Origin of the sequence: Pontiella sulfatireligans (assembly GCF_900890705.1) — a bacterium.
Taxonomy (GTDB): Bacteria; Verrucomicrobiota; Kiritimatiellia; order Kiritimatiellales; family Pontiellaceae; genus Pontiella; species Pontiella sulfatireligans.
On sequence record NZ_CAAHFH010000001.1, the window covers coordinates 3,651,646 to 3,672,073 of the forward strand.

The following is a 20,428-nucleotide window of genomic DNA, read 5'->3' on the forward strand; positions in this document are numbered from 1 at the left end:
GGCGGGTTGCCTATAGTAGCTCCCTTTTGAGGAGAGGCTATGCCCACACCACGTCTAGTTCGAGTCAACGAGTTGCTTAAGCGCGAGATTGCGGAAGACATCCACCGCAACTTTTCGCAGACCAATTTCGATACGGCCGCCATCACCGTTACGCGCGTCGAATGCGCAACGGACCTGCGCGATGCCAACGTCTTTATTTCCATCTTCGGCCACGAAAGCAACCGCGATGGAATGATCGGCTACCTGAACCGCCACCGCCAGGAAATCATCCGCCTGATGGTCAAGCGCGTGAAGCTCAAATACACCCCGCGCCTGCACTTCATCCTCGACGAATCCATCGAGGAAGGCGACCACATCCTCCAGATGCTCGCCGAAATGGAGCGCGAAAACCCCACCGCATTCAAGGACGATAAAGGTGCCGATGAGAAATCGTAAACGCCGTGAGCCCGATCCGTTCGACGGCATCCTGCTCATCAACAAACCCACCGAATGGACCTCGCACGACGTCGTCGCGAAAGTCCGCAGCCATTTTAAGTTCAGCAAGGTCGGCCACGGCGGCACGCTCGACCCGCTGGCCACCGGCCTGCTCGTGCTGCTCATCGGCAAAGGCACCAAGCTTTCCGACCGCATCATGGGCGGCGACAAGGTCTACGAAGGCGTCATCCACCTCGGCATAACGACCGACTCACAGGACCGTGACGGCGAAGTGCTCGAAGAAAAAGACGCCTCGCACATCACCCGCGAACAGGTCGAAGCCGCCATCCAGAGCTACCTCGGCGACATCGAGCAAATCCCGCCCATGGTTTCGGCCATCAAGAAGAACGGCGTCCCGCTATACAAAATGGCGCGCAAGGGCCAGGTAATCGAACGCGAACCGCGCAAGATCCACATCTACAGCTACGACGTGCTCGCCTTCGACAACCCCCTCGTCACCTTCCGCGTCAAAAGCACCAAAGGCACCTACGTCCGCACCCTCGCCCACGACCTCGGCAACGACCTCGGCGTCGGCGGCAGCCTCGACGAGCTCCGCCGCACCGAATCCGGCCCCCTCAATCTGGACAAGGCCTACACGCTCGACGAAATCCTCGAATGCGACCGCGTAACCATCGGCGAAAAAATCATTCATTTGGCTGACATGCTGCACTCCGGGGACAACAAGTAATCCGTAATGCGTAATTCTTGTCCAAATCATCTCTCTCCGTAGTATTACGCATTACCCATTACGCATTAGGCATCCATGAAAATCATTCACGCACTGGAAGAATTCAGCGACACCCAGGCGCCGGTCATTCTGGCGGCGGGTTGCTTTGACGGCCTGCACATCGGCCACAGCGCCGTGATCCAAGTCGCCATTGACCACGCGCAGACCATCGGCGGCGAAGCCTGGGTCTTCACCTTCGACCCCCACCCCGCCAAGGTGCTCAGCCCCGACCGCGCCCCGCCGTTGATCTTCACCACCGGCCAGCAGAGCCGCCAGCTGCAGGAAATGGGCGTCGGAGGCTGCATCCTCCAGCCCTTCACCATCGATTTCATGAAGCAGGAGCCCGTCGACTTTTTCGACAACCTGTGCTCCAGCATTCCCGAACTCGCCGGCATCTCCGTCGGCGAGGACTGGTCGTTCGGACGCAACCGCTCCGGCAACCCCGAACTGCTCACCAAGCTATGCGGCGAGCGCAACATGTTCTTCTCCGCCCACCCATCCGTCTGCTGGAAAGAAGAGCGCGTTTCCAGCACCCGCATCCGCGAAGCCGTCAAACTGGGTCGCCTTGAAGATGCATCCGGCATGCTCGGCCGCCCTGTCAGCACCATCGGCAAAGTAGTTCACGGCGAAAAAATCGGCAGAGGCCTCGGCTATCCGACAGCAAACATAGAACCAGAAAACGACATACTCCCGCCCCGCGGCATTTATGCCTCCCAGCTGCGCGTCGGACACAACCTGCACAATGCGGCCGCCTACATCGGACACCGCGGCACCTTCCACGAAAACAAACTTCAGGTTCTCGAAGTCCATTTGCTCGACGAAACCGACATCGACCTCTACGGCCAGCAGGTCGAAGTCAGCTACCTCAAATACATCCGGGGCGACGAAGTCTTCGAGAACGCCGAAAAGCTCAAGAAACAGATCGTCGCCGACCTCCAAGCCATCCGCTCCGTCTTCCCATAGCTTCTTCCTCCAGAACGGATACGAAAAAAGGCGCGCTGCAAATGCAGGGCGCCTTTTTCGTATCCAGTTTCTAGAAGCTCTATTTGATCTTCTTGAAGCAGAGGGTGGCGTTGTGGCCGCCGAAGCCGAGCGAGTTGCTCAGCGCCACGTCGATGTTCATTTCCCGTGCGGTATTGGGAACATAGTCCAGGTCGCAGTCGGGATCGGGCGTGGTGTAGTTGATGGTCGGCGGCGCAATGCTGTCGCGGATCGCCAAAGCGCAAATCGCCGCCTCAACACCGCCGGCAGCGCCGAGCATGTGGCCGGTCATGGATTTGGTGGAGCTTACCGCAACCTTGTAGGCGATCTCTTCGCCCAACGCCTTCTTAATGGCCAGCGTTTCGCCCTTGTCGTTGAGCGGGGTGCTGGTTCCGTGAGCGTTGATGTAGTCGACGTCTTCGGGCTTGAGCCCGGCGTCGGCAATGGCAAGCGCTATGCCGCGCGCCGCTTCATCGGCTTCCGCATTCGGAGCGGTAATGTGGTAGGCGTCGCCGGTGCGGCCATAGCCGGCGGCCTCGCAGTAGATTGTTGCGCCACGCTTCAAGGCGTGTTCTTTTTCTTCGAGAACCAGAATGCCGGCGCCTTCAGACATAACGAATCCGTCGCGCTCTTTGTCGAACGGGCGGGATGCGCCTTCCGGATCGTCGTTGCGGCGACTGGTGGCGCGCAGGGCGGAAAAGCCGCCGACGCCGAGCATGGCAATCGAGGCTTCGGAGCCGCCGGCGACCATTACGTCGGCATCGCCGTATTGGATGATGCGCATGGCTTCACCAATGGAGTGCGTGCCGGAAGCGCAAGCGCTGGTGATACAGAAATTGGGGCCTTTAAAGCCGTATTCGATGGAAATATAACCCGAAAGAATGTTGGTGATCATCTGCGGAATGAGCTGGGGCGAAATGCGGCGCGGCCCTTTTTCGTAGGCCTTGAGGCATTCGTTCTGCATGATCTGCATGCCGCCGATGCCGGAGCTGGCAATAACGCCGACGCGCTGCAGGTCGAGCTCTTCGGAAACAAGCCCGGCATCTTCAACCGCCATCATCGCGGCGCACAGGCCCCACGTAGAGAACGGATCCATCTTGCGAGCGGTCTTGCGGTCAATAAACTTTTCAATATCGAGGTCGCGTATTTCGCCGCCGACCTGCGAAGGATATTGGTCAATATCCGTCATAGCTTCAACGCGACTGATTCCGGACCGGCCGTTCTTAATGCCTTCCCAAAAACTGTTAAGCTCACTTGTTATGGGCGAAACCACGCCCAAACCGGTAACTACTACTTCACGACTCATAACCCGCTCCTCAATTGAATAAATGCTGAAATGGCCGGAACACCCTCACGAGCGGTTCCGGCCATTAAAAAACCCTTCAGCTAGATTACTCGAAACCCTTTTCTGACAGATAGCTGATCACACCGCCGACAGAAGTCAGCTTTTCAGCATCTTCGTCCGGGATTTCAGCGCCGAATTCTTCTTCGAAAGCCATAACGAGTTCTACCGTATCGAGGGAATCCGCACCGAGGTCTTCGATGAAAGATGCTTCGAGGGTAACCTGGTCAGCGTTAACGCCGAGTTGCTCAACAATGATGTCTTTTACTTTATCTTCAAGTGCCATTTCTAATCTCCTTTTCCTAGGTTTACACTTACAAATGCTACATTACCATGCCGCCGCATGTCGAGAGTACTTGACCCGTAACATATGCGGAGGCGTCACTTGCCAAAAACAGTACGACGTTGGCCACGTCTTCCGGCTCGCCAAAGCGCGAGAGCGGAATCAATTCCTTCATCTTGTTCTGTACTTCTTCATCCAGCGCATCGGTCATCGCCGTGCGGATAAAGCCCGGCGCCACTGCATTGCAGCGAACGTTGCGCGAGGCCAGCTCTTTGGCGACCGTCTTGCTGAAAGAAATCACGCCGCCCTTGGAGGCCGCATAGTTGGCCTGGCCGGCGTTGCCCATCAACCCGATCACCGAAGCAATGTTCACGATGGTGCCGGAACGCTGCTTCATCATGCCGCGCATGGCGGCCTTGGTGCAGAGGAACACGCCCTTGAGGTTCACGTTCAGAACCGCATCCCAGTCGTCTTCGCTCATACGCATGATCAAGCCGTCCTTGGTGATGCCGGCGTTGTTGACGAGCACGTCAATCTTTCCAAAATCCTTGGTGATGGCCTTTACGCCTTCAGTCACACTGTCGCCTTCAGCCACGTTCACGCCGTAGCATTCGGCACGGCGACCCAGCGCCTTGACCTTTTCGGCGGTTTCCTCGAGCCATTCGGCATTGAGGTCGCACAGGGCGATGTCTGCGCCGGCTTCCGCCAGCTTCACTGCAATAGCCTGTCCCAGGCCGCGCGCGGCGCCGGTTACCATTGCTGCTTTGTCGTTCAATTGAAACATGTATTTCCCCTATTCCTTTTCCAAATCGGTTAATTGGCCGATGTTACGTACTGCGACATCCTTGTCAATACGCTTTATGAGCCCAGCAAGCACCTTGCCCGGGCCGCATTCGACAATCTCTTCGACTCCGTCGGCGGCAAGCCGCTGCACAGAAGCCACCCACTGTACGGATGAAGTGATCTGCTTCACCATGTTATCAGAGATCGAGGCGGATTCGTGAAAGCCGGCGGTTACGTTCGAAAGCACAGGAACGTTGGTTTCCGCCAGCTCGACGCCGGCCAGAAAGGCCGCCATCTTGTCCGCAGCCGGCTGCATCAGCGACGAGTGGAACGCACCGGCCACCGGCAGGCGGATGGCACGCTTGGCGCCGGCTTCCTTGCAGAGAACTTCAGCTTTGTCGATCGACTCGGCCGTGCCGGAGAGCACCGTCTGAGCCAGCGAATTAAAGTTGGCGACCTGGCAGCCCGCCTCTTCCGCAACCTTTACCAGCACCTCGCCGGCCACGTTCATCACCGCCAGCATGGCGCCGGGGTTTTCTTCGCAAGCCGCCTGCATGAATTCGCCGCGCGCCTTGAGAATCTTGATCGTGTCTTCAAAGCTGACGGCGCCGGCCACATAAAGCGCGGTCCATTCGCCGAGGCTGTGCCCCGCGAGAATGTCGTATTCAATATCCGGCTGTTTGAGCTCCAAAGCCTTGAACGCCGCTGCACTGGCCACAAAGATGCCCAGTTGCGCATGGTTGGATTTGTTGAGTTCTTCCTGCGGACCTTCGAAGCAGATGCCTGCGAGATCATAGCCGAGGATGTCGTTCGCCTGATCGAACAGCGCCTTGCACTCCGGAATCGCTTCCGCGAGATCCCTGCCCATTCCAACCACTTGCGATCCCTGTCCCGGGAAAACAATTGCTCTTTTCATTACTTCCCCCATTCCAAAACGCTTGCACCCCAGGTAAAGCCGCCTCCGAACACGGTCAACACAACCAAATCGCCTTTCTGGATGGTTCCATCCTTGGTGGCTTCGTCCAACGCGATGGCCAAAGCGGCCGACGAAGTGTTGGCATATTTATCCACATTCACATACATGCGGTCGCCAACTCCGAGCCGCTTGGAGATGGCGTCGATGATGCGGATGTTGGCTTGGTGCGGTATAAAGCATCCAATATCATCGGCTTCCAAACCGTTCTTTTCCAATGCCTGTAGAACCGACTCGGTCATCCGGATCACAGCATGTTTGAAGACCTCGCGGCCCTGCATTTGAAGATACTGCTGCTTGTTGTCGAGCACATCTTGGGAAATTGGATTGCGGCTGCCGCCGCCGGGCGTCCAAAGCAAATTGGCCAGCGATCCGTCGGATCCCATGGCCGATTGCATCACACCACGGCCTTCGCCGCCGGCGCGCAGCACAGCTGCTCCTGCGCCATCACCGAAAAGAATGCAGGTGCCACGATCCTCCCAGTCGATGAAGGTGCTCATTTTTTCGGAGCCAATCACCAACGCGGTATCAATGGCCCCGCAGGCAATCTGGTTCTTGGCGTTGTCCAAAGCATACAGGAAGCCGGAACAGGCGGCCCCGAGATCGAAGCAAAAAGCGTTTTTGGCACCAATCTTTTCCTGCACGAAGCAGGCCGTGCTTGGGAAGAACATGTCGGGCGAAAGCGTGGCCACAATAACGAGATCAAGCTCGTCGGCCCCGATGCCGGCATCAGCCAAGGCTTTCTTTGCCGCCGCGGCGCCCAGATCGGACGTGGCTTGATCGGCGGCGGCAATATGGCGCTCGCGCATGCCTGTACGGGAATAAATCCATTCGTCGGTGGTGTCGACAATGCTTTCGAGGTCTTTATTCGTCAGCACCTTTTCAGGCACGTACGACCCCGTTCCAATGATTGAAACTGTCCGTCTGGAATCCATTCAAGTGTTCCGTAAAAAATACTAGGTTTTGGGGTTTATACTCGCTAGCTCAGCTTCAATCAAATGGTTTAGATCATGATCTATTGCCTCGGAAGCCACGCGAATACCGTTGAAGGTGGCGTGCGCGTTCGACGAGCCGTGGCCGATAATGACGATTCCGTTAGCGCCAAGCAGCGGAGCGCCGCCATGGCTTGAAGGATCGGCGTGCGAACGCATCTCTTTGAATACGCCACGGGAAAGAAAGTAGCCGAGGATACGCACCGGGTTGGCCCTGAACATGATTTTGAGCCAGCTGGAAATCATGCTGGCCACCGCCTCGCTGGTCTTCAGCACGACATTCCCGACAAAGCCGTCACACACGGCAACGCTGACTTTCCCGCTGAAAAGATCGCGGCTTTCGACGTTCCCGCTAAAGTTCAGATGCGACTCGTCCAGCAGACGAAAGGTCTTCTTGGTGGTTTCGTTGCCCTTGGCCGCCTCTTCTCCAATGCTCAAAAGCCCAACGTTCGGATTCTTGACCCCAAGGATTTCGCGGGAATAAATGCTGCCCATCACGGCAAACTGCTGAAGCATTTCAGGCGTGCTGTCGGGATTGGCCCCGGCATCAAGCAACACAAACGGATCTTTCGGCGTCGGCATAATAGCGGCGATCGCCGGACGGGCAACACCCGTCAAGGTCCGAAGCTTCAGCGTAGCGCCGGCTACAGCCGCGCCCGTGTTGCCGGCTGAAAAAATGGCGTCGGCCTTGCCGTCCTTGACCAGCTCCAGTGCGCGGGTGATCGAGGAATCCTTCTTGCGGCGAATCGCCACAGCAGGAGACTCCCCCATCCCAACCACTTCCGAGGCGTGCACGATTTCAATGCACGACGGAACAGCGCCTTTATGCTTGGCGAGTTCAGTCTTGATCGCGGTTTCGTCGCCGACAAGAAACAACTTCTCCAGACCCTTGAGCTTTTCAGCGGCCTGGAGTGTTCCGGCAACAATTTCCTGAGGAGCGTAGTCGCCCCCCATCGCATCTATCGAGATACGCACGGGAGCCTACTCTTCAGTGGCAACAGTCAATACTTGGCGTCCGTTGTAATAGCCGCAACTCGGGCACGCATGGTGCGGGAGCGCCGGAGAGCCGCATTGCGAGCAGCTTGAAGCACGGGAAATCGGCTTCTTCATATTCTGGGCCTTGCGGCTCGCGGTCTTGCTTTTCGAAGTTTTTCTCTTTGGAACTGCCATAGCAATCCTCCTTACATTCTACAAATTCAATTCGTCCAACCCCGTCCAGGCGCTTGGACCGTCATTAGGTTCACACGAGCAAGCCCCCTTGTTCAGGTCGGCTCCGCACTGTGCGCATACCCCTTTGCACTCATCGCTGCAGACCGAAAAACCGGACACGTGCAACAAGATCTCCTCACGAAAATCCTCCGTAATATCCACCGAATCAGTTCCATCGGGGGCGGAGTAAGCGCGTAGAAAATCGGAAACGGTCACCGTTGTCGAGAAAAATTCAGAACATCTTGCACAGCGCAATTCCATCTCCACCGCCAGCGTTCCGCGCACAACCAGCTCGTCCGAAACCCGCTGCGCATAAAGCTCGTACTGTACATCCCCCGCCTTCCGCACAAAAGGATCGCCATCAAGCTCTATGATCCCGGCCGGATCGGCACCCGTGTAATTCGATCCCTCTTCCGGAATCCTTGCAACCCATATCTTCATCGCCTATGCCTTTCCCCGAGGGGTCAGTCCTATGATTTAATGTTTTTAACCCGATCAAAACTTTCAGAACCAAACTCGCCCGCGTCCATGCGTTTCAGAAAAGCCGCAAAGTTCGTCGCCTTTCCCATCTCCAATCGAGCTTTGATCCACAGGTTCTTCACACAGGTATTTCGTCGCACCAGCCAGGCAATCGCATATTTCTCCGCACAGTTCTTTCGCAGTCCAGCCAATGCTTCATCGGTCAAACCCAATGCCGCCAAGCCCGCCGACACAAGGCGTTCCGCCTCCGACACATCATGGCCAATGACCTGCTCCCCGGAATACGAACTGCGCTGCCGCCCCTCCATAACATCGTCGATCCGCCCCATCAACTCCTTGCGAAACGTCTCGCCGCCAAGAAACCATCCCCGGCGAAGCTCTTTCCATGCGACATCATATTCGGCCGGATTATCAGACAGCGAGAGCTCTAACACCCGCGACTGCATGAATTGCTGATACTGCCTTCTGCCCGTTGAGTTATCCAACCACTGAAAACTGCCCAGCACCCGTTCCACACATAGCCACTCCGGCCGCAGTGACGGATCAAAGTAAAGAGGAAATGAGCTCCAGCAATATTCTTCCAACGCACCCGTCTTTAAATCAAACAAATGCGCACGGGCTGGATTCAGATGGATATAGCCGGCAACCGTCGAAAAATATTCATTCCGGACTCCGTCGATCACCAACGCCTTGTAGCGCCCCTGGAACAGATGCCCCCATCGTTTATGCCGGGCATTGAACCGCTGGGTATATGTCCCCTGGAACCACGTCATACCCGCCACCAGATTTGGCTCCGGCGTCTCAAGCAAAACGTGATAATGATTGCCCATCAACACAAAGGCATGTATCCGCCAACCGCAGCGGCCACACGCCTCATCCAATGTGTCCATAAAGATCTTCCGATCCCAGTCATCAGTAAAAATGGCATCCCCGCCATTCCCGCGGCACATCACATGATACACCGCGCCTTCATATTCAATCCGTGGCTTCCGAGGCATGGAAGGAAATTAATGGAAAGGGGGCGCGGGGGAAAGGAAGAAAAACATCATTTCATAGGTCTGACCCCTTTTCCGTCGAGCACGATATTTGAGAGCAACGGCGAGAGTGGCCCGCCTTGCGGCGTGCCCTCACCCGGATAGGTGATCTCGTTGTTCTCCAGCATAATACCGCTGTTGAGAAACGCGCGAATGAGCTTCAACACCCGCTTGTCCTTGATCCGCATGGCCAGCCGACTCATGAGCCGGTCGTGGTTTACGCGGTCGAAGAACTTCGAGAGGTCGATGCTCACCACATAGTTTGCCCCGCGCTGAACATGTTCCCTCGCCCGTTCCACGGCTTGCGCCTGCGAGCGTCCCGGACGGTACCCGAAGGAGCTGTCCGAGAAGGCATGGTCATAGATGGCGGTTAAAACCTGCGTCATCGCTTGTTGCACGAACCGATCCTGCACGGTTGGAATCCCCAGGTCACGGGTGCCCCCGTCGGGTTTTTCGATTGTCTTCCGGCGCACCGGCATCGGTTCATAGGTTCCTCCGAGCAGGGACGTTTTAATCGCGCCCCAGCATCGGTTCAGCGCTCCGGTCAATTCCCGCGCTTTCACGCCGTCTATTCCCGGAGCACCGTTATTCTTTTCCACCCGTTTCCGGGCGGATCTTCGATTTTCAACCGCGCAGATGGATTCCATCAGGCGGTCTTGTCCCGTCGTACTTTCGGCCAGTCGGTTTGCTATGAACTCGTCGACGACCGCATTCCCGCGACGGCGTAGTTCCGAAGCGCCCAGTCCCATAAGCATCTGCTCTGAATTCATAAAACACCTCGTCCTACTCATACTCGCATTTAACAGGCACCCCGTGCCCGCCCACCGTTTGGGCCTTTAATACCGCCGCACTTCAACCGGTCGCATTTCCGCATCCGATTCTCACGACACCACCTATTACGCCCGCTGCTGACTGCCATCAGTCGATAAGCTTCCCTTTCGGGTTGCTCACTCGCAGATCGACTTCGAGGTTTTGTGTCCCGATTCTTTCCAACCGGCTCCCGCCCTGCGCAAAGTCGACGCAGGCCAGGCCGAGAGCTTGGTAAGCCGGGGATCTCATTCCGGCAATCTATCCGCAAGAACCAATGGCCCTCCCGGGGTACTCCTCGGCTACTTTCCACGCGTAACTGTCGAATCTACAAAATGCGCCGTATTCGAATGGTCAGGACTTCCGAATGTGTTGCTCCCTCGTCCCCGTGCACTTTGCCTATATTCGCTTGCTGTACGTCAGCCCGCGCATTTGCTTTAAGCTTCCTTCACCCCAGCTTTACAGACTGAAGCTCTGCTCTCTGCTACCCTAGCCACCATTCGGCCCGGGGTTGAACTAATCCCTTGTATCGCACCTCCATATCTTGCAAGATCTTCCGCAATCTACGGAGGAGCGCGAAACAAGCAACGCACCAACAAGTAGCCGGGCAAGCCCGGCACACAACCAGCACATGGACTTTACGGTGACAACGCCTGTTTGATCCGGTCAAAGTTTATGAGCACCGAAAGTCACGTGTAACGTTAGCTACGAATAAAAAACATGAAGCACAAGAAACAGCACTGGATACCTGAATCATACCTCAAGGCCTGGTGTGATTCTGACGCGCCAAAAAATCATGAGCCATATGTATGGATGATTTCCAAGGATGGTTCTGCTTCCAAAAACAAAGCCCCGCAAAACATTTTTTGTGAAAGCGAGATGTATACCATTCACGGGAGCGGGGGCGAAAGAGATTTGACCCTAGAGCATGGCCTTTCCGGGCTTGAAGGTTTTTTTGCTAGATTACGTCGCGAAAAACTATCAAACAGAATTGACCTTGTGCCTGATGAGAAATCCCAATTGCTTTTATTTGTTGCCGCCATGAAGGCTCGTACTGTAGTGCAACGCGATCATATGCAGAATCAGTGGGGCAAAGCCCTGGAAATGATGGATTCACTAGCTGAACAAATGACAAAAGAAGGAGGAGAGCGATTTATTGCTACACAACCGTCTTTATCTGGTTCTGAAGAATCTCTTTCGCATGAGCAGGTTCGTAGTCTTGCAGAAAAACCAATGCAAAATTCGCTATTTCCAATGATGATTTCCCAAGTAGAGCTATTGGCTCAAATGCATATTTCAATAATTGGAACAAATACGTCTTCTAGTTTCATTACATCCGATTCGCCTTGCGTATGGGTTAACCCAGAAATTCACAAACTTCCACCCTTCTTCCGTCATGTTGGCCTCGGACAAAGCAAAACTGAGGTTACGTTGCCTATTTCTCCCGAGCAAATCATTTTAATATCGTGGAACGAGCAGAACGATGGGTACATGGAGCTTAATAATGATCAAGCGGTTGAAGAGTATAATCGCCGGACTGGGTGTCTTTGTGACAAATACTGCATTTCGAACAGTAACATTAGAAAAGGCAGCTGGTTTGATTCTGGTATTGAGCCAGAAGACTCTTGGGAGAAAACGCAAGCGAAACAATGTAAAAGCTAACAAGCGAAGTCAGCTTATTGGTCGCTCCGCTCCCAAACGCTGCTTCGAGACGTTCTGCACAAATAAGATGAAAAGAAAAACAACATGGATTATCGCTCAGATTGTCACCTTCTGTTTGTTTTTCGTCTTGTTGGGTGTGTCCGCAAAATTCAGCCTTGCAATATTATTTGGGATCTACCTTTTTTATCCGATCACATGGGCATCCATCTGCTCACTGGTGGAAAGAAGAGCATTCCCCATTAACTGGAAAAGAAATTCAATCATACGGATTCTGAGCGTAGTTATTGTCCATGGAGCAATTACATTTTTCATTCTGGAAAACATGCCCACTTATCAAGAGCCCGTTTTTATTGTTCCATCAACTGAAACAGAAAAACAAGCAGAACCACCATTAAGCCCTTCTGAGTAAAGACAAAAAATCCCCCAATCCAATCTTCGTGTTTTTACCAACTTCCACTATCGATTGAACAATCCAACCTGGTCTCGACTTGTGCCGTTTTTATTTCTACATGGGCGAGTGGAGCAAGGCTCCCTCAAACAACCGTGCGGGCTCAGGCGGCCAGATCTCCCCAAAACTTCGGGGTGGCGGCTGTCCGGCCTCAATGGCTCCGGACGTCCCAGAAAATCATGCGGTACTTCCCTGCACGCTACCTATTCAAGAAAACATCGGTTGTCCGCCATAAAGACGGAGTCCAGTTTGGTGCGGGCTTGCGACAGGGTCGGCTCCTTATCAAAACAGGTTCTATAAAAACCGGAGGCGGCGGTTCCAATCAAGCGGAACGGGTACGGGTTCTTTCCATCACGGCTGCTTCGGATTCGAACCATTTTATTATGCCGTGCATCGGATGACCTCTATTGTCCCAGTTAGAACGTCCGGATCACCACCGCCTCCTTAAAAGCATAAATTAAATCATCGTCTGCCCTTTATGAGTTGATCGACTGAAAAGCCGGTCTTGCGGTCGAGCATGAAATAGACGGCCCGAGCGATCTTGGTGGCAATGATGGCGTTGGCTGTGTGTTTGCCTTTCTTGCGTTCGAGCCGTTCGTAATAAGCATTGAGTTTCGGGTCGGCCCGTTTGCCCAAGATGGCCGCCTGCATGAATGCCCACTTCATATATGGGTTTCCCATCTTGCGCCCCTTGCCGCCGAAGTCCTTTCCTCCGCTTTCGTTGGTGCCGCAGACCAACCGGGAATAGCTGATGAAATCCTTCACGGTCGGGAAGCGTTCAATGTCGATGGTTTCGTAGAGGATGGTCAGCGCCAGTATTTTTCCAATGCCTGGAGCCGTGCGCAGCAGCCGGTAGTCCTGCTGCTTGAAATCCCGTGCATGTTTTTCGATGCGTTGCTCCATTTTCATAATGATCTCGTCGTAGCGCTCGACGATGGACAACTCCATTTCGGCAGTGAACGAATCGAGCGGGTTGTCAAAACTTGACCGGATGCCTTCCCGCCAGCGCTCCTTGCTGTTCGCACTGATCGTTAGCGGCTGGTTTCCGGCAGCCATCACCTCGCAAGTCGAATGGCCGGTGAGTTCGGCCCGGTTCTTCACATACTTGTTGCGGCGGCGGAGCAGCTTCCGGGCCGGCCGCAGATCCCGGGGGCAGACATAGGCCGGGGGAATGCGACTGGTGCGCAGGCACTCCGCCAGCTCCCGGGAATCCTCGTTGACGTTCTCTTCGTTCACTCCAACCCATTTTGGGTTGGCTCTCCGGCTTCGCCTCCGTGTCGTTCTTATGCTTGTTCGCCGCAATCGACTTCACATAGAACGCATGGGCCAGCACAAACTTGATCCCGGCATCCACGCAGGCATCCGCCAGCCAGAAACAGACAAAGCAGCTCTCGCAGGTTACGGTCAGATCATCCTTGTAGGGTTCCACCAGCTTCAGGAAAAACCCGAAGTCGTTGTTCCGGATGTTGCGGTGAACCAGAATGTTCCCATCCAGGTCCATCACGCAGATGTACATTTGCCTCGTATGCAGATCGATTCCGCAGTTGTATTTCGTCGTCGTTTTGTAATACTTCATCTCATGCCTCCTTCGATTAGTGCCAATTGGAGACGCCGCCTTCGGGTGGTCAGCCGTATTGCTTGGACAGAAGGAGGCACCTCATTTTAGCTTAAGGAAATAACAGCCCTATCAGAAGGGTTTAGATGAGTATCAAGAACATCGAGCCTACGGTGAAAACGCCCGCTGAGTAAGGCAATGTTTATGTGCACCGAGGCTCACGTTTAACGTTGGGATGACAAGGAAAAGATAATGACAAAAACAATCATAACATTATTTGTAGTTATATTGATCGCTGGCTGTTCGACTACTCCTTCCTCTCCAAAACCACACAAAACAAAATACGCTTTTCAGTGTTTGCAAGTGGCATCTCCAGATTCGATTATCCAAGAATTAGGATTCAGTTATGATACCAATGCAGTCATTCAAAATTACACCCAGCCAAAAGAAAACGATCTGTTTGGAAAGCAACATATCACCCCCCCCGTATCCAAGCTTCCAAAGCCAGTGCTCACGCAGTCGCAAATCGAAGACCTCATAAAAAGATCGGACATTGAACTTATTGAGTTTCCTGTTGTTTACGCAGGCATCGGAGAATCAGTAACAAATGACCAAACTAAAACAGAAGCAATGGCAGTAGATGCCAACGTTGTTGAAGGAAACGTTGTCTGTAGGAAAGAGCCTTATAAATTCGGAAAGTCAGTTTCTATCACTGTTAACCAGGTGAAAGACAATGTTGTTAACTACAAAGTAGACATGATGAACCGAAAGTTTAAGGCATTTGATGAGTATAAGACCAAAGACGGTCTAGTAATAAAAATGCCTTTTTTTGAAAGTAGAGGGCTGAATACAGAAATATCACAACCCCCTTATGTGTGGACAGCGATGGGAGGACTCATTGATCAACGGAATGATGGCCAGAAAACTCATGAAATAATAATCATCCGAATCATCCCACCCATCCACAATATATGAGAAGTCCAAGTGGGTGGAGTGTACGTGAAAAACGCAGGGTTGTTTTGAAATCAACAGCTCGCATCGAGTTTATGGGGTATGCTTTTTCACGCCACTCACCCATAACGTTCATATGGCTTTACCAAGCCGGAGAATCGATTATGAATAAAGGCATCATGACCCAAAGAGCGGCGCGTCTAACGGCAGGGATACTTTCATTTGGAATAATACTCCAGATTGAGGCCGCTGATTTTCACATCACATCAATGTCTATGTATCAAACAAGCGGGCTCGGCGTTGACAATGTGGCATTGGGAACGAATATCACTCCGCACACAAACGTTGTACTAGGTGACCCTCTGAACGTTGTGGACGGAGACTTCGATACAGTCTGGTACAGTCATCAAGGAATCAGTAACGAGATTTCTTTCACACTGGATTTGGAGCGCAACGTGGTGATCGGGAGATTTGTACATTATCCTGTTCAGACAGCGTATTATCTTATCGAGACCTCCAGTGACGGTGCCGTATGGACCAATAGACATTCCGCAATGATGGATTCCCTTTCTGATGCAGGCATACGCACCAACGATGTGATGGGAGCGTATTCTGCCCGCTATATCCGGTACACGGGGCGAAACTACCGGTCTGCCTATGTAGGGGAATTAGATTTTCAAGTGTTCGAGATGGAAACTCCTCATATCGAAGTTTCTTTCCCTTCTCTAGCGGATGGGTACTACACGTTGCAGAGGAACGATGATCTAACATCGGGGAACTGGACAAACGTAGCGGGACAAGTTGGTGTGCCAGGTAATGGTGATGCCGTCACGCTGCAAGATGCGAATCTATATTCGAATCAATTCTATCGGGTACAGGAACGCGATACGCCTTAACCCAGATAAAGGAAGGCAAAAAGGGGAAAAAGATGTTTTGAAGATAGGACAACGTAATGGGGGATACAATGAATACTGATCCATATGCAAATTCGGCAAAGAAATATGACATCTTCATTGAACGATTCGCCACATCCTTAAGGCAGATTGGAATGCAAGTGTATCCTCCCCGAGAGGGCATGCTTGTTTTAGATGTGGGATGTGGTACTGGAACAAATTTGAATCTTTATCATAAAGCTGGTTGTAAAGTCTTTGGTATAGACGCATCTCCTGCAATGCTAGAGGAAGCCAAGAATAAATTAGGCAACCAAGCCGAACTTCGGCTGGGTAGCGCTTCAGAAATGTGCTATCCAGACGAATCCTTCGATTTGGTCATTGGCATGCTGACCTTACATGAAATGTGTCGAGATATCCGATTGCAGGTAATGAATGAGATGGTACGTGTTCTGAAACGAGAAGGGCGCATTTTGCTGATCGACTATCATCCTGGTTCGATTCGATTCCCCAAAGGCTGGATCTACAAGGCACTAATTTACTTTATTGAGATTGCAGCAGGTCGGGAGCATTTTAGGAACTTCCGGGATTTCCTTGCCAACAATGGAATGCCAGGACTGATTAAGTCGCTTAAACTGACTATAAAAAAGACTGAGATTATTGGTGAGGGCAACTTGGGAGCATATCTGCTTTGCTCAGAATAGGTATCGATCGCCTGCGAGTTGGAAAAGGGTTCAAAGATCGCGCTGGAAAAGGGCGCAAAGAATTCAATGAAGGGATGGATAATCAAACGGAACTCATGGAACGATTGTCGCGGCTATCCCTTCGTCTGGCTAACGAGTGCTGGCCGTTGCCCCAGACGGAACATCGACGTAACTCATAACGTTATCAAGGACCGGCCTCCGCAGCTCTCGTCGCGCGCCCCCGGGTTCGGTTCAATTAGTTAAAAGCGTGTTTTTTCCCCCGCGTTGAGTGGATGGTGGTTCGCGGGTTTTATCAATTAGCCGACGAAGTGAGCGATGTCCCAAATATAGGAGGAGAGCTCGCAGGCGATGGCGACGCGGATCTTGTTCACGTGCATACCGCGCATCGCCAGTTTGAAACTCCGTTTGTTGAGCCGGTTTTGGGCGTGCCAGCTGACGGCCTTCACCTCCCGGGAAAGCCCTTCTTGCCGAACTGAAGGGGGTGTCTTTTCCATTGTTAAAACTGGGGCGTAGCCTCCGGTTCGTTGGTTAGGGTTTGAAGTCGCCAATCTCGCTGATGATCACCATCGCCGCGGTTTGCTGAAAACCGCGGAACCCCATCAACGCTTCCACGAGCGGCCGCCGCTCCTAGGTCGTCAAAAACCGGGGTCAGGTCTCAAGATTCAAGGCATCGGATTCTCCGACCCAACTATCGCTCCGGAGTCGCCGCCTCCGGCTACAGCTTCAAGCCTCCGAAACGGATTCCGCGTGGAACCAGAGCCTGCAGCTCCAAAAATGTTTGCAAGCCACTCATGTTTATTCCACTTTATGCGGCGAACTACGGAACCAAAATATGAAGAAAACAAATAGAACATCATACATCGCGCTATCCCTCGCACTCGCCGTGCTGCTGGCCGGGTGCTCCGGCCCAAAACGGCCGGAAGCCGGCGTAGATGAAAAAGCGCAGATGGCCCAGGTGAAAGCCGGCCTGAAAAAAGGTTCCGCCGGATCAAACCTTTTGCTGCAGCTGGCATGGCTCCGCGGCGCCGACGAAAACGCCGCCCTGTTGCGCGCCGGCGAGCCGGCATCCGAAACCGCCAAGGCATTTCTGGCCAAACATGCCTCCGCGCTCAACGCGGTGCCGGCACGGGTCAGTCAACTAGCGATGCAGGCGAATAATCTGGACTCCTTTAGATGGGCCTTCGCACGCGGCATTCAGCCGGATCTCCAATACCAGGGCCTGCTGCAGTACTGGTCGCTCGGCCCGGATTGGCGCGACTATTTCATGGCTGAATACCCCGAGCAAGCTCGGTCCGTCTTCATGAACCGTGCGATAGAGGAATACAACATCACGTTTTTCAATGCTCATGTCAGCGCCTTTAAAGCCAGCGGCTACAAGGTCGAAAGCCCGCAGGAGCAAACCGAGTTCAACGCCCGCTTTTGCCGCTTTCTTGCCGAGCAGATCGAAACCGCCATGCTCAGGAACAAACGGGAGCGCGTCGAGTTTTTCATCGCCCACATGCCCGCTCTCAACGACGTGAAATTCATCGACTGGAAAACGAAGGAGGTCATGGCCGCTCTGGGGGATTATGTTTTTCTCGAACTCAAGGACGAGGCACTGGCCTGCAAACTCGTTGAACTCGGCTATGCATGCAACCGGGTCGATCTCGATGAAACCGGCTTTGGCGCCCCCTTTGCCGATGCGCTCCGGGCCGATCCAGAATATGCGTTCGCCGCCCTGCAGCTCGACGAATGGCAAGGCACCCTCTCCGCCGTAGACGCCGCCTTCCTGGCGACCTTGCCCGACGACGTGCTGGCATCCATGCACAAACTGTACTTCGGCGATGCCATTGAATTCTGCATGAAGCAGTCCGACACCGAAAACGCCATGCGCCTCATCGCCCTCCGCCAGGCAAAGGAGCCAATGACCCGCTCCGAGAACACCGAGCTGATGAACTGGTCGCTGGAATGCGGCAACAGAGCGGTCTTCGACTATGCCATGAGCCAGGCCGGCGACATCGACATCTACATGATCGATCTCGGGGCGCTAGCCTCCAGCCAGAAGCTGTTCATCCGCTACATTCCCGAAATCATGGCCAACGTGCACAACACCATGGACACGCTGCCGCGCCCCGACGGCACCACCCTCGGCCGAATCAATAAAATATTCGCGAGCAAAAACCAATCGGCCGGCCTCTACATTGTTCAACACTACAATCTCTCCGGGACATGGCTCAAGGCCACCAAGGGCCGGACGCTGCTGATGGACGTCTGCCACGGCGGCAATCTGGAAGCGGCCCGCTTTCTCATCGAACAGCGGGGCGCGGATGTCCGGGCGGAGACCGGCTACAGCAAACTGCAAACCTCCCTGTTTGGACGCACCATCCCGACGGAAGGCAAACTCTCTCCCATCTTTTTTGCCGCCAAAAGCGGCAACAGCGCACTCATCCGATACCTCTCATCAAACGGGGGCAACATCCACGCCCGTTCAAACTACGGCACCACACCGCTCATGCACGCCGTCAGCGAAGGCCATATCGACGCCGTGAAAACCCTTATCGGTCTGGGGGCAACGGTGAACGACAGAATGAGCAACAACCTTACCACTCGAAACCTGACGCCCGGCGATGTCTACGAAAAGGTGTGCACCGCCTACCGGCGCGCCCTCGCCAACGGCGACGAGAAAATGCTCGCCCTCCTCAAAGAAGCCGGCGCACGGCCTTAATCCACACATGGCCGGATTCAGAGAAGTTGGGTTAGTTGTTTGACCCTGCGTATTGTTCCAATCATGGTGCGGCATGAGTTTTTTATACGAAGAACTGGATTTCCGCCCCACCCCCATCGGCGACTTGATGCTGCGCCGCAGACGCATGGCCCAATTCGGCGACACTGACATCTATGAAGTGAAGCTGGGCGAAGATTTTCTGATGACCAGCCTGTTCCACGAAGCCGAATCGCAGCTGGCGAAGCTGGGCCTCGGAGCGCTGGACCACGACGGTCTCGATGTGGTGGTTGGCGGGCTTGGACTGGGCTACACCGCCGTCGAGGCGCTAAACGACCCGCGGGTGGAATCGCTCGTTGTGGTGGACTACCTCGAAGGCGTGATCGAGTGGCATCAGACCGGACTGGTTCCATTGGGAAAGACGCTGATGGACGATCCCCGTTGCCGACTGGAACAAAACGACTTTTTCGCCCTCATGCGTAATGCGCCGACAAAACAGCTCGATGCCATCCTGCTCGACATCGACCACACGCCGACCAACGTGCTGCACCAAACGAACACGCATTTCTACACCGAGGAAGGCCTTGCGGAAATGACGCGCCACCTGAAGCCCGGAGGCGTATTCGCCATGTGGGCGGACGGAGCACCCGAGGCGTTTTTTACCGAACGCCTGAGGCTGGTGTTTACCGAGGCCGCATCCCACACCATCGAGTTTGCAAACCCCATCACGGGCGGAACGTCGGTGGGTGCTGTCTACGTGGCGCGATCACGCAAAACCTAAACGCGGCATTTGCCTTATTTTTTCTGGAGCAGTCCGTTGTCCTTGAGATCGTAGACGGCGGCGCTGATGATGCCGCGCATGTTGCTTTCGCTGGAGCGGTCGTCGTAAACCACGTTCCTGCCCGACCAGATCAGGCTGCGCGTCTTCACATCGTAAAGGTTGGTTTCCAGCCGGTATTCCTGATAGATGTCGCCTTGATTCCCTCCATAGGAAGAGACATATACGGTCGAATAGTACCCCCAGTAGCTGGCATAGTAGGTCGGGAAACTGTTGCTGGCGCCGATTCCGCGCTGCTGGTCTTCCGACATCAGGCGCGTAACGAGAATGGAGTCGAACCCATTTTCACGAAGCAGCGAAACCAACTGCTCCTCGTCCAGCTTTCCCGCGTCTTGAACGAGAGCGTGCAGCGAGCGGGCCTCGGCCCCCAGCTTTTGCAGATCCATGCAAAACATGGATTCATATTGCCGGCACAGGCTGTCGCTTTGAGCCATCGCAAGCACCATGGTCTTGCCCATCGGCCGCTCCCCAACCTCCGGATTCTTCCACGACTCCACTTTGATGCCGACACACGAGGTCGCCAGTCCCGCAAGGGCGGCTGCACAAATCCATTGAGTAATGCTTTTTATCATGCTGATCTCCCAGAAACATTGG

The 20,428-nt window shown here is 54.1% G+C and carries 26 protein-coding genes; 11 read left to right on the forward strand and 15 right to left on the reverse strand.

The window, feature by feature from the left end:
- Positions 1-39 precede the first annotated feature (39 nt).
- The 3 genes from rbfA (at position 40) to ribF (ending at position 2,164) form a co-directional block, all read left to right on the forward strand.
- Complete coding sequence (gene rbfA, locus SCARR_RS12895) at positions 40-435, forward strand: 30S ribosome-binding factor RbfA (protein WP_136061974.1); 396 nt, start codon at positions 40-42, stop codon at positions 433-435.
- Positions 422-1,162, forward strand: a complete 741-nt coding sequence (gene truB, locus SCARR_RS12900; protein ID WP_136061975.1) for a tRNA pseudouridine(55) synthase TruB — start codon at positions 422-424, stop codon at positions 1,160-1,162. Before rbfA ends, truB begins: the two co-directional genes overlap by 14 nt.
- Positions 1,163-1,237: 75 nt before the next feature.
- A complete protein-coding gene (gene ribF / locus SCARR_RS12905) occupies positions 1,238-2,164 on the forward strand; it encodes a riboflavin biosynthesis protein RibF (protein ID WP_136061976.1) in 927 nt (308 codons plus the stop codon).
- Positions 2,165-2,243: 79 nt separating this feature from the next.
- Here ribF and fabF read toward each other — a convergent pair whose 3' ends face one another.
- From fabF to SCARR_RS28170, 11 genes are all read right to left on the reverse strand, one after another.
- Positions 2,244-3,488 carry a beta-ketoacyl-ACP synthase II gene (fabF, locus tag SCARR_RS12910; protein WP_136061977.1) on the reverse strand — a complete coding sequence of 415 codons (1,245 nt, stop codon included), beginning with the start codon at positions 3,486-3,488 and terminating at the stop codon, positions 2,244-2,246.
- Between the two features lie 85 nt (positions 3,489-3,573).
- Positions 3,574-3,810 (reverse strand): acyl carrier protein, encoded by a 237-nt coding sequence (acpP, locus tag SCARR_RS12915; protein WP_136061978.1) that lies wholly within the window; start codon positions 3,808-3,810, stop codon positions 3,574-3,576.
- A 37-nt stretch (positions 3,811-3,847) separates the two neighbouring features.
- A complete protein-coding gene (gene fabG / locus SCARR_RS12920; protein ID WP_136061979.1) occupies positions 3,848-4,591 on the reverse strand; it encodes a 3-oxoacyl-[acyl-carrier-protein] reductase in 744 nt (247 codons plus the stop codon).
- A 9-nt stretch (positions 4,592-4,600) separates the two neighbouring features.
- Entirely contained in the window at positions 4,601-5,506 is a 906-nt protein-coding gene (fabD, locus tag SCARR_RS12925; protein WP_168433278.1) for an ACP S-malonyltransferase, read from the reverse strand.
- A complete protein-coding gene (locus SCARR_RS12930; protein WP_136061981.1) occupies positions 5,506-6,498 on the reverse strand; it encodes a beta-ketoacyl-ACP synthase III in 993 nt (330 codons plus the stop codon). The genes fabD and SCARR_RS12930 overlap by 1 nt, the downstream gene beginning before the upstream one ends.
- A gap of 21 nt (positions 6,499-6,519) precedes the next feature.
- The gene (gene plsX / locus SCARR_RS12935) at positions 6,520-7,530 is read right to left on the reverse strand and encodes a phosphate acyltransferase PlsX (protein WP_136061982.1); all 1,011 of its coding nucleotides are present in this window, start codon (positions 7,528-7,530) and stop codon (positions 6,520-6,522) included.
- Positions 7,531-7,536: 6 nt separating this feature from the next.
- Positions 7,537-7,725 carry a 50S ribosomal protein L32 gene (rpmF, locus tag SCARR_RS12940; protein WP_136061983.1) on the reverse strand — a complete coding sequence of 63 codons (189 nt, stop codon included), beginning with the start codon at positions 7,723-7,725 and terminating at the stop codon, positions 7,537-7,539.
- Positions 7,726-7,743: 18 nt separating this feature from the next.
- Positions 7,744-8,205, reverse strand: a complete 462-nt coding sequence (locus SCARR_RS12945) for a YceD family protein (RefSeq protein WP_136061984.1) — start codon at positions 8,203-8,205, stop codon at positions 7,744-7,746.
- Between the two features lie 29 nt (positions 8,206-8,234).
- Positions 8,235-9,242, reverse strand: coding sequence for a transposase (locus SCARR_RS12950; protein ID WP_136061985.1), 1,008 nt, complete (start codon positions 9,240-9,242; stop codon positions 8,235-8,237).
- A 47-nt stretch (positions 9,243-9,289) separates the two neighbouring features.
- A complete protein-coding gene (locus SCARR_RS12955) occupies positions 9,290-10,048 on the reverse strand; it encodes a reverse transcriptase domain-containing protein (protein ID WP_136061986.1) in 759 nt (252 codons plus the stop codon).
- Between the two features lie 148 nt (positions 10,049-10,196).
- Positions 10,197-10,337: a hypothetical protein gene (locus tag SCARR_RS28170; RefSeq protein ID WP_168433279.1), complete on the reverse strand. Its 141-nt coding sequence runs from the start codon at positions 10,335-10,337 to the stop codon at positions 10,197-10,199.
- A 468-nt stretch (positions 10,338-10,805) separates the two neighbouring features.
- Here SCARR_RS28170 and SCARR_RS12960 point away from each other — a divergent pair, with 468 nt between their 5' ends.
- Positions 10,806-11,747 (forward strand): DUF4238 domain-containing protein, encoded by a 942-nt coding sequence (locus SCARR_RS12960; RefSeq protein ID WP_136061987.1) that lies wholly within the window; start codon positions 10,806-10,808, stop codon positions 11,745-11,747.
- Positions 11,748-11,814: 67 nt separating this feature from the next.
- Positions 11,815-12,156, forward strand: a complete 342-nt coding sequence (locus SCARR_RS12965) for a hypothetical protein (RefSeq protein ID WP_136061988.1) — start codon at positions 11,815-11,817, stop codon at positions 12,154-12,156.
- Between the two features lie 242 nt (positions 12,157-12,398).
- Here the strand turns inward: SCARR_RS12965 and SCARR_RS28175 are convergent, their stop codons facing one another.
- Both SCARR_RS28175 and SCARR_RS12970 read right to left on the reverse strand, forming a co-directional pair.
- Positions 12,399-12,572: a hypothetical protein gene (locus SCARR_RS28175; protein WP_168433280.1), complete on the reverse strand. Its 174-nt coding sequence runs from the start codon at positions 12,570-12,572 to the stop codon at positions 12,399-12,401.
- A gap of 85 nt (positions 12,573-12,657) precedes the next feature.
- Complete coding sequence (locus SCARR_RS12970; RefSeq protein ID WP_136061989.1) at positions 12,658-13,431, reverse strand: transposase; 774 nt, start codon at positions 13,429-13,431, stop codon at positions 12,658-12,660.
- An 85-nt stretch (positions 13,432-13,516) separates the two neighbouring features.
- Here SCARR_RS12970 and SCARR_RS12975 point away from each other — a divergent pair, with 85 nt between their 5' ends.
- The 4 genes from SCARR_RS12975 to SCARR_RS12990 all read left to right on the forward strand — a co-directional run bounded on the left by SCARR_RS12975 (position 13,517) and on the right by SCARR_RS12990 (position 16,295).
- On the forward strand, positions 13,517-13,861 hold the full coding sequence (locus SCARR_RS12975; protein WP_136061990.1) for a hypothetical protein: 345 nt from the start codon (positions 13,517-13,519) through the stop codon (positions 13,859-13,861).
- A gap of 141 nt (positions 13,862-14,002) precedes the next feature.
- Positions 14,003-14,725 (forward strand): hypothetical protein, encoded by a 723-nt coding sequence (locus tag SCARR_RS12980; protein WP_136061991.1) that lies wholly within the window; start codon positions 14,003-14,005, stop codon positions 14,723-14,725.
- Positions 14,726-14,865: 140 nt separating this feature from the next.
- Positions 14,866-15,597 (forward strand): discoidin domain-containing protein, encoded by a 732-nt coding sequence (locus SCARR_RS12985; protein ID WP_136061992.1) that lies wholly within the window; start codon positions 14,866-14,868, stop codon positions 15,595-15,597.
- A 56-nt stretch (positions 15,598-15,653) separates the two neighbouring features.
- Positions 15,654-16,295: a class I SAM-dependent methyltransferase gene (locus SCARR_RS12990; protein ID WP_136061993.1), complete on the forward strand. Its 642-nt coding sequence runs from the start codon at positions 15,654-15,656 to the stop codon at positions 16,293-16,295.
- Positions 16,296-16,591: 296 nt separating this feature from the next.
- On the opposite strand, the gene SCARR_RS12995 is transcribed toward SCARR_RS12990, so the two are convergent.
- Entirely contained in the window at positions 16,592-16,789 is a 198-nt protein-coding gene (locus SCARR_RS12995) for a hypothetical protein (protein WP_136061994.1), read from the reverse strand.
- 338 nt (positions 16,790-17,127) lie between these two features.
- On the opposite strand from SCARR_RS12995, the gene SCARR_RS13000 reads away from it, so the two are divergent.
- On the forward strand, positions 17,128-18,999 hold the full coding sequence (locus SCARR_RS13000) for an ankyrin repeat domain-containing protein (RefSeq protein WP_136061995.1): 1,872 nt from the start codon (positions 17,128-17,130) through the stop codon (positions 18,997-18,999).
- A gap of 73 nt (positions 19,000-19,072) precedes the next feature.
- Positions 19,073-19,777, forward strand: coding sequence for a spermine/spermidine synthase domain-containing protein (locus SCARR_RS13005; protein ID WP_136061996.1), 705 nt, complete (start codon positions 19,073-19,075; stop codon positions 19,775-19,777).
- 14 nt (positions 19,778-19,791) lie between these two features.
- Here the strand turns inward: SCARR_RS13005 and SCARR_RS13010 are convergent, their stop codons facing one another.
- The gene (locus SCARR_RS13010) at positions 19,792-20,406 is read right to left on the reverse strand and encodes a DUF4136 domain-containing protein (protein ID WP_136061997.1); all 615 of its coding nucleotides are present in this window, start codon (positions 20,404-20,406) and stop codon (positions 19,792-19,794) included.
- Positions 20,407-20,428: the final 22 nt, after the last annotated feature.

What these genes read in the sequence shown, in the direction of transcription:
- rpmF (WP_136061983.1), bottom strand. Translation starts at nt 7,725, where the DNA reads ATGGCAGTTCCAAAGAGAAAAACTTCGAAAAGCAAGACCGCGAGCCGC.
- truB (WP_136061975.1), top strand. Translation starts at nt 422, where the DNA reads ATGAGAAATCGTAAACGCCGTGAGCCCGATCCGTTCGACGGCATCCTG.
- SCARR_RS13005 (WP_136061996.1), top strand. Translation starts at nt 19,073, where the DNA reads ATGAGTTTTTTATACGAAGAACTGGATTTCCGCCCCACCCCCATCGGC.
- SCARR_RS28175 (WP_168433280.1), bottom strand. Translation starts at nt 12,572, where the DNA reads ATGGTTCGAATCCGAAGCAGCCGTGATGGAAAGAACCCGTACCCGTTC.
- SCARR_RS12985 (WP_136061992.1), top strand. Translation starts at nt 14,866, where the DNA reads ATGAATAAAGGCATCATGACCCAAAGAGCGGCGCGTCTAACGGCAGGG.
- SCARR_RS28170 (WP_168433279.1), bottom strand. Translation starts at nt 10,337, where the DNA reads ATGAGATCCCCGGCTTACCAAGCTCTCGGCCTGGCCTGCGTCGACTTT.
- SCARR_RS12965 (WP_136061988.1), top strand. Translation starts at nt 11,815, where the DNA reads ATGAAAAGAAAAACAACATGGATTATCGCTCAGATTGTCACCTTCTGT.
- acpP (WP_136061978.1), bottom strand. Translation starts at nt 3,810, where the DNA reads ATGGCACTTGAAGATAAAGTAAAAGACATCATTGTTGAGCAACTCGGC.
- ribF (WP_136061976.1), top strand. Translation starts at nt 1,238, where the DNA reads ATGAAAATCATTCACGCACTGGAAGAATTCAGCGACACCCAGGCGCCG.
- SCARR_RS12980 (WP_136061991.1), top strand. Translation starts at nt 14,003, where the DNA reads ATGACAAAAACAATCATAACATTATTTGTAGTTATATTGATCGCTGGC.
- SCARR_RS12960 (WP_136061987.1), top strand. Translation starts at nt 10,806, where the DNA reads ATGAAGCACAAGAAACAGCACTGGATACCTGAATCATACCTCAAGGCC.
- SCARR_RS12995 (WP_136061994.1), bottom strand. Translation starts at nt 16,789, where the DNA reads ATGGAAAAGACACCCCCTTCAGTTCGGCAAGAAGGGCTTTCCCGGGAG.
- SCARR_RS12990 (WP_136061993.1), top strand. Translation starts at nt 15,654, where the DNA reads ATGGGGGATACAATGAATACTGATCCATATGCAAATTCGGCAAAGAAA.
- SCARR_RS12950 (WP_136061985.1), bottom strand. Translation starts at nt 9,242, where the DNA reads ATGCCTCGGAAGCCACGGATTGAATATGAAGGCGCGGTGTATCATGTG.
- SCARR_RS12975 (WP_136061990.1), top strand. Translation starts at nt 13,517, where the DNA reads ATGGGCCAGCACAAACTTGATCCCGGCATCCACGCAGGCATCCGCCAG.
- fabF (WP_136061977.1), bottom strand. Translation starts at nt 3,488, where the DNA reads ATGAGTCGTGAAGTAGTAGTTACCGGTTTGGGCGTGGTTTCGCCCATA.
- SCARR_RS13010 (WP_136061997.1), bottom strand. Translation starts at nt 20,406, where the DNA reads ATGATAAAAAGCATTACTCAATGGATTTGTGCAGCCGCCCTTGCGGGA.
- SCARR_RS12955 (WP_136061986.1), bottom strand. Translation starts at nt 10,048, where the DNA reads ATGAATTCAGAGCAGATGCTTATGGGACTGGGCGCTTCGGAACTACGC.
- fabG (WP_136061979.1), bottom strand. Translation starts at nt 4,591, where the DNA reads ATGTTTCAATTGAACGACAAAGCAGCAATGGTAACCGGCGCCGCGCGC.
- SCARR_RS12930 (WP_136061981.1), bottom strand. Translation starts at nt 6,498, where the DNA reads ATGGATTCCAGACGGACAGTTTCAATCATTGGAACGGGGTCGTACGTG.
- rbfA (WP_136061974.1), top strand. Translation starts at nt 40, where the DNA reads ATGCCCACACCACGTCTAGTTCGAGTCAACGAGTTGCTTAAGCGCGAG.
- SCARR_RS13000 (WP_136061995.1), top strand. Translation starts at nt 17,128, where the DNA reads ATGAAGAAAACAAATAGAACATCATACATCGCGCTATCCCTCGCACTC.
- fabD (WP_168433278.1), bottom strand. Translation starts at nt 5,506, where the DNA reads ATGAAAAGAGCAATTGTTTTCCCGGGACAGGGATCGCAAGTGGTTGGA.
- SCARR_RS12945 (WP_136061984.1), bottom strand. Translation starts at nt 8,205, where the DNA reads ATGAAGATATGGGTTGCAAGGATTCCGGAAGAGGGATCGAATTACACG.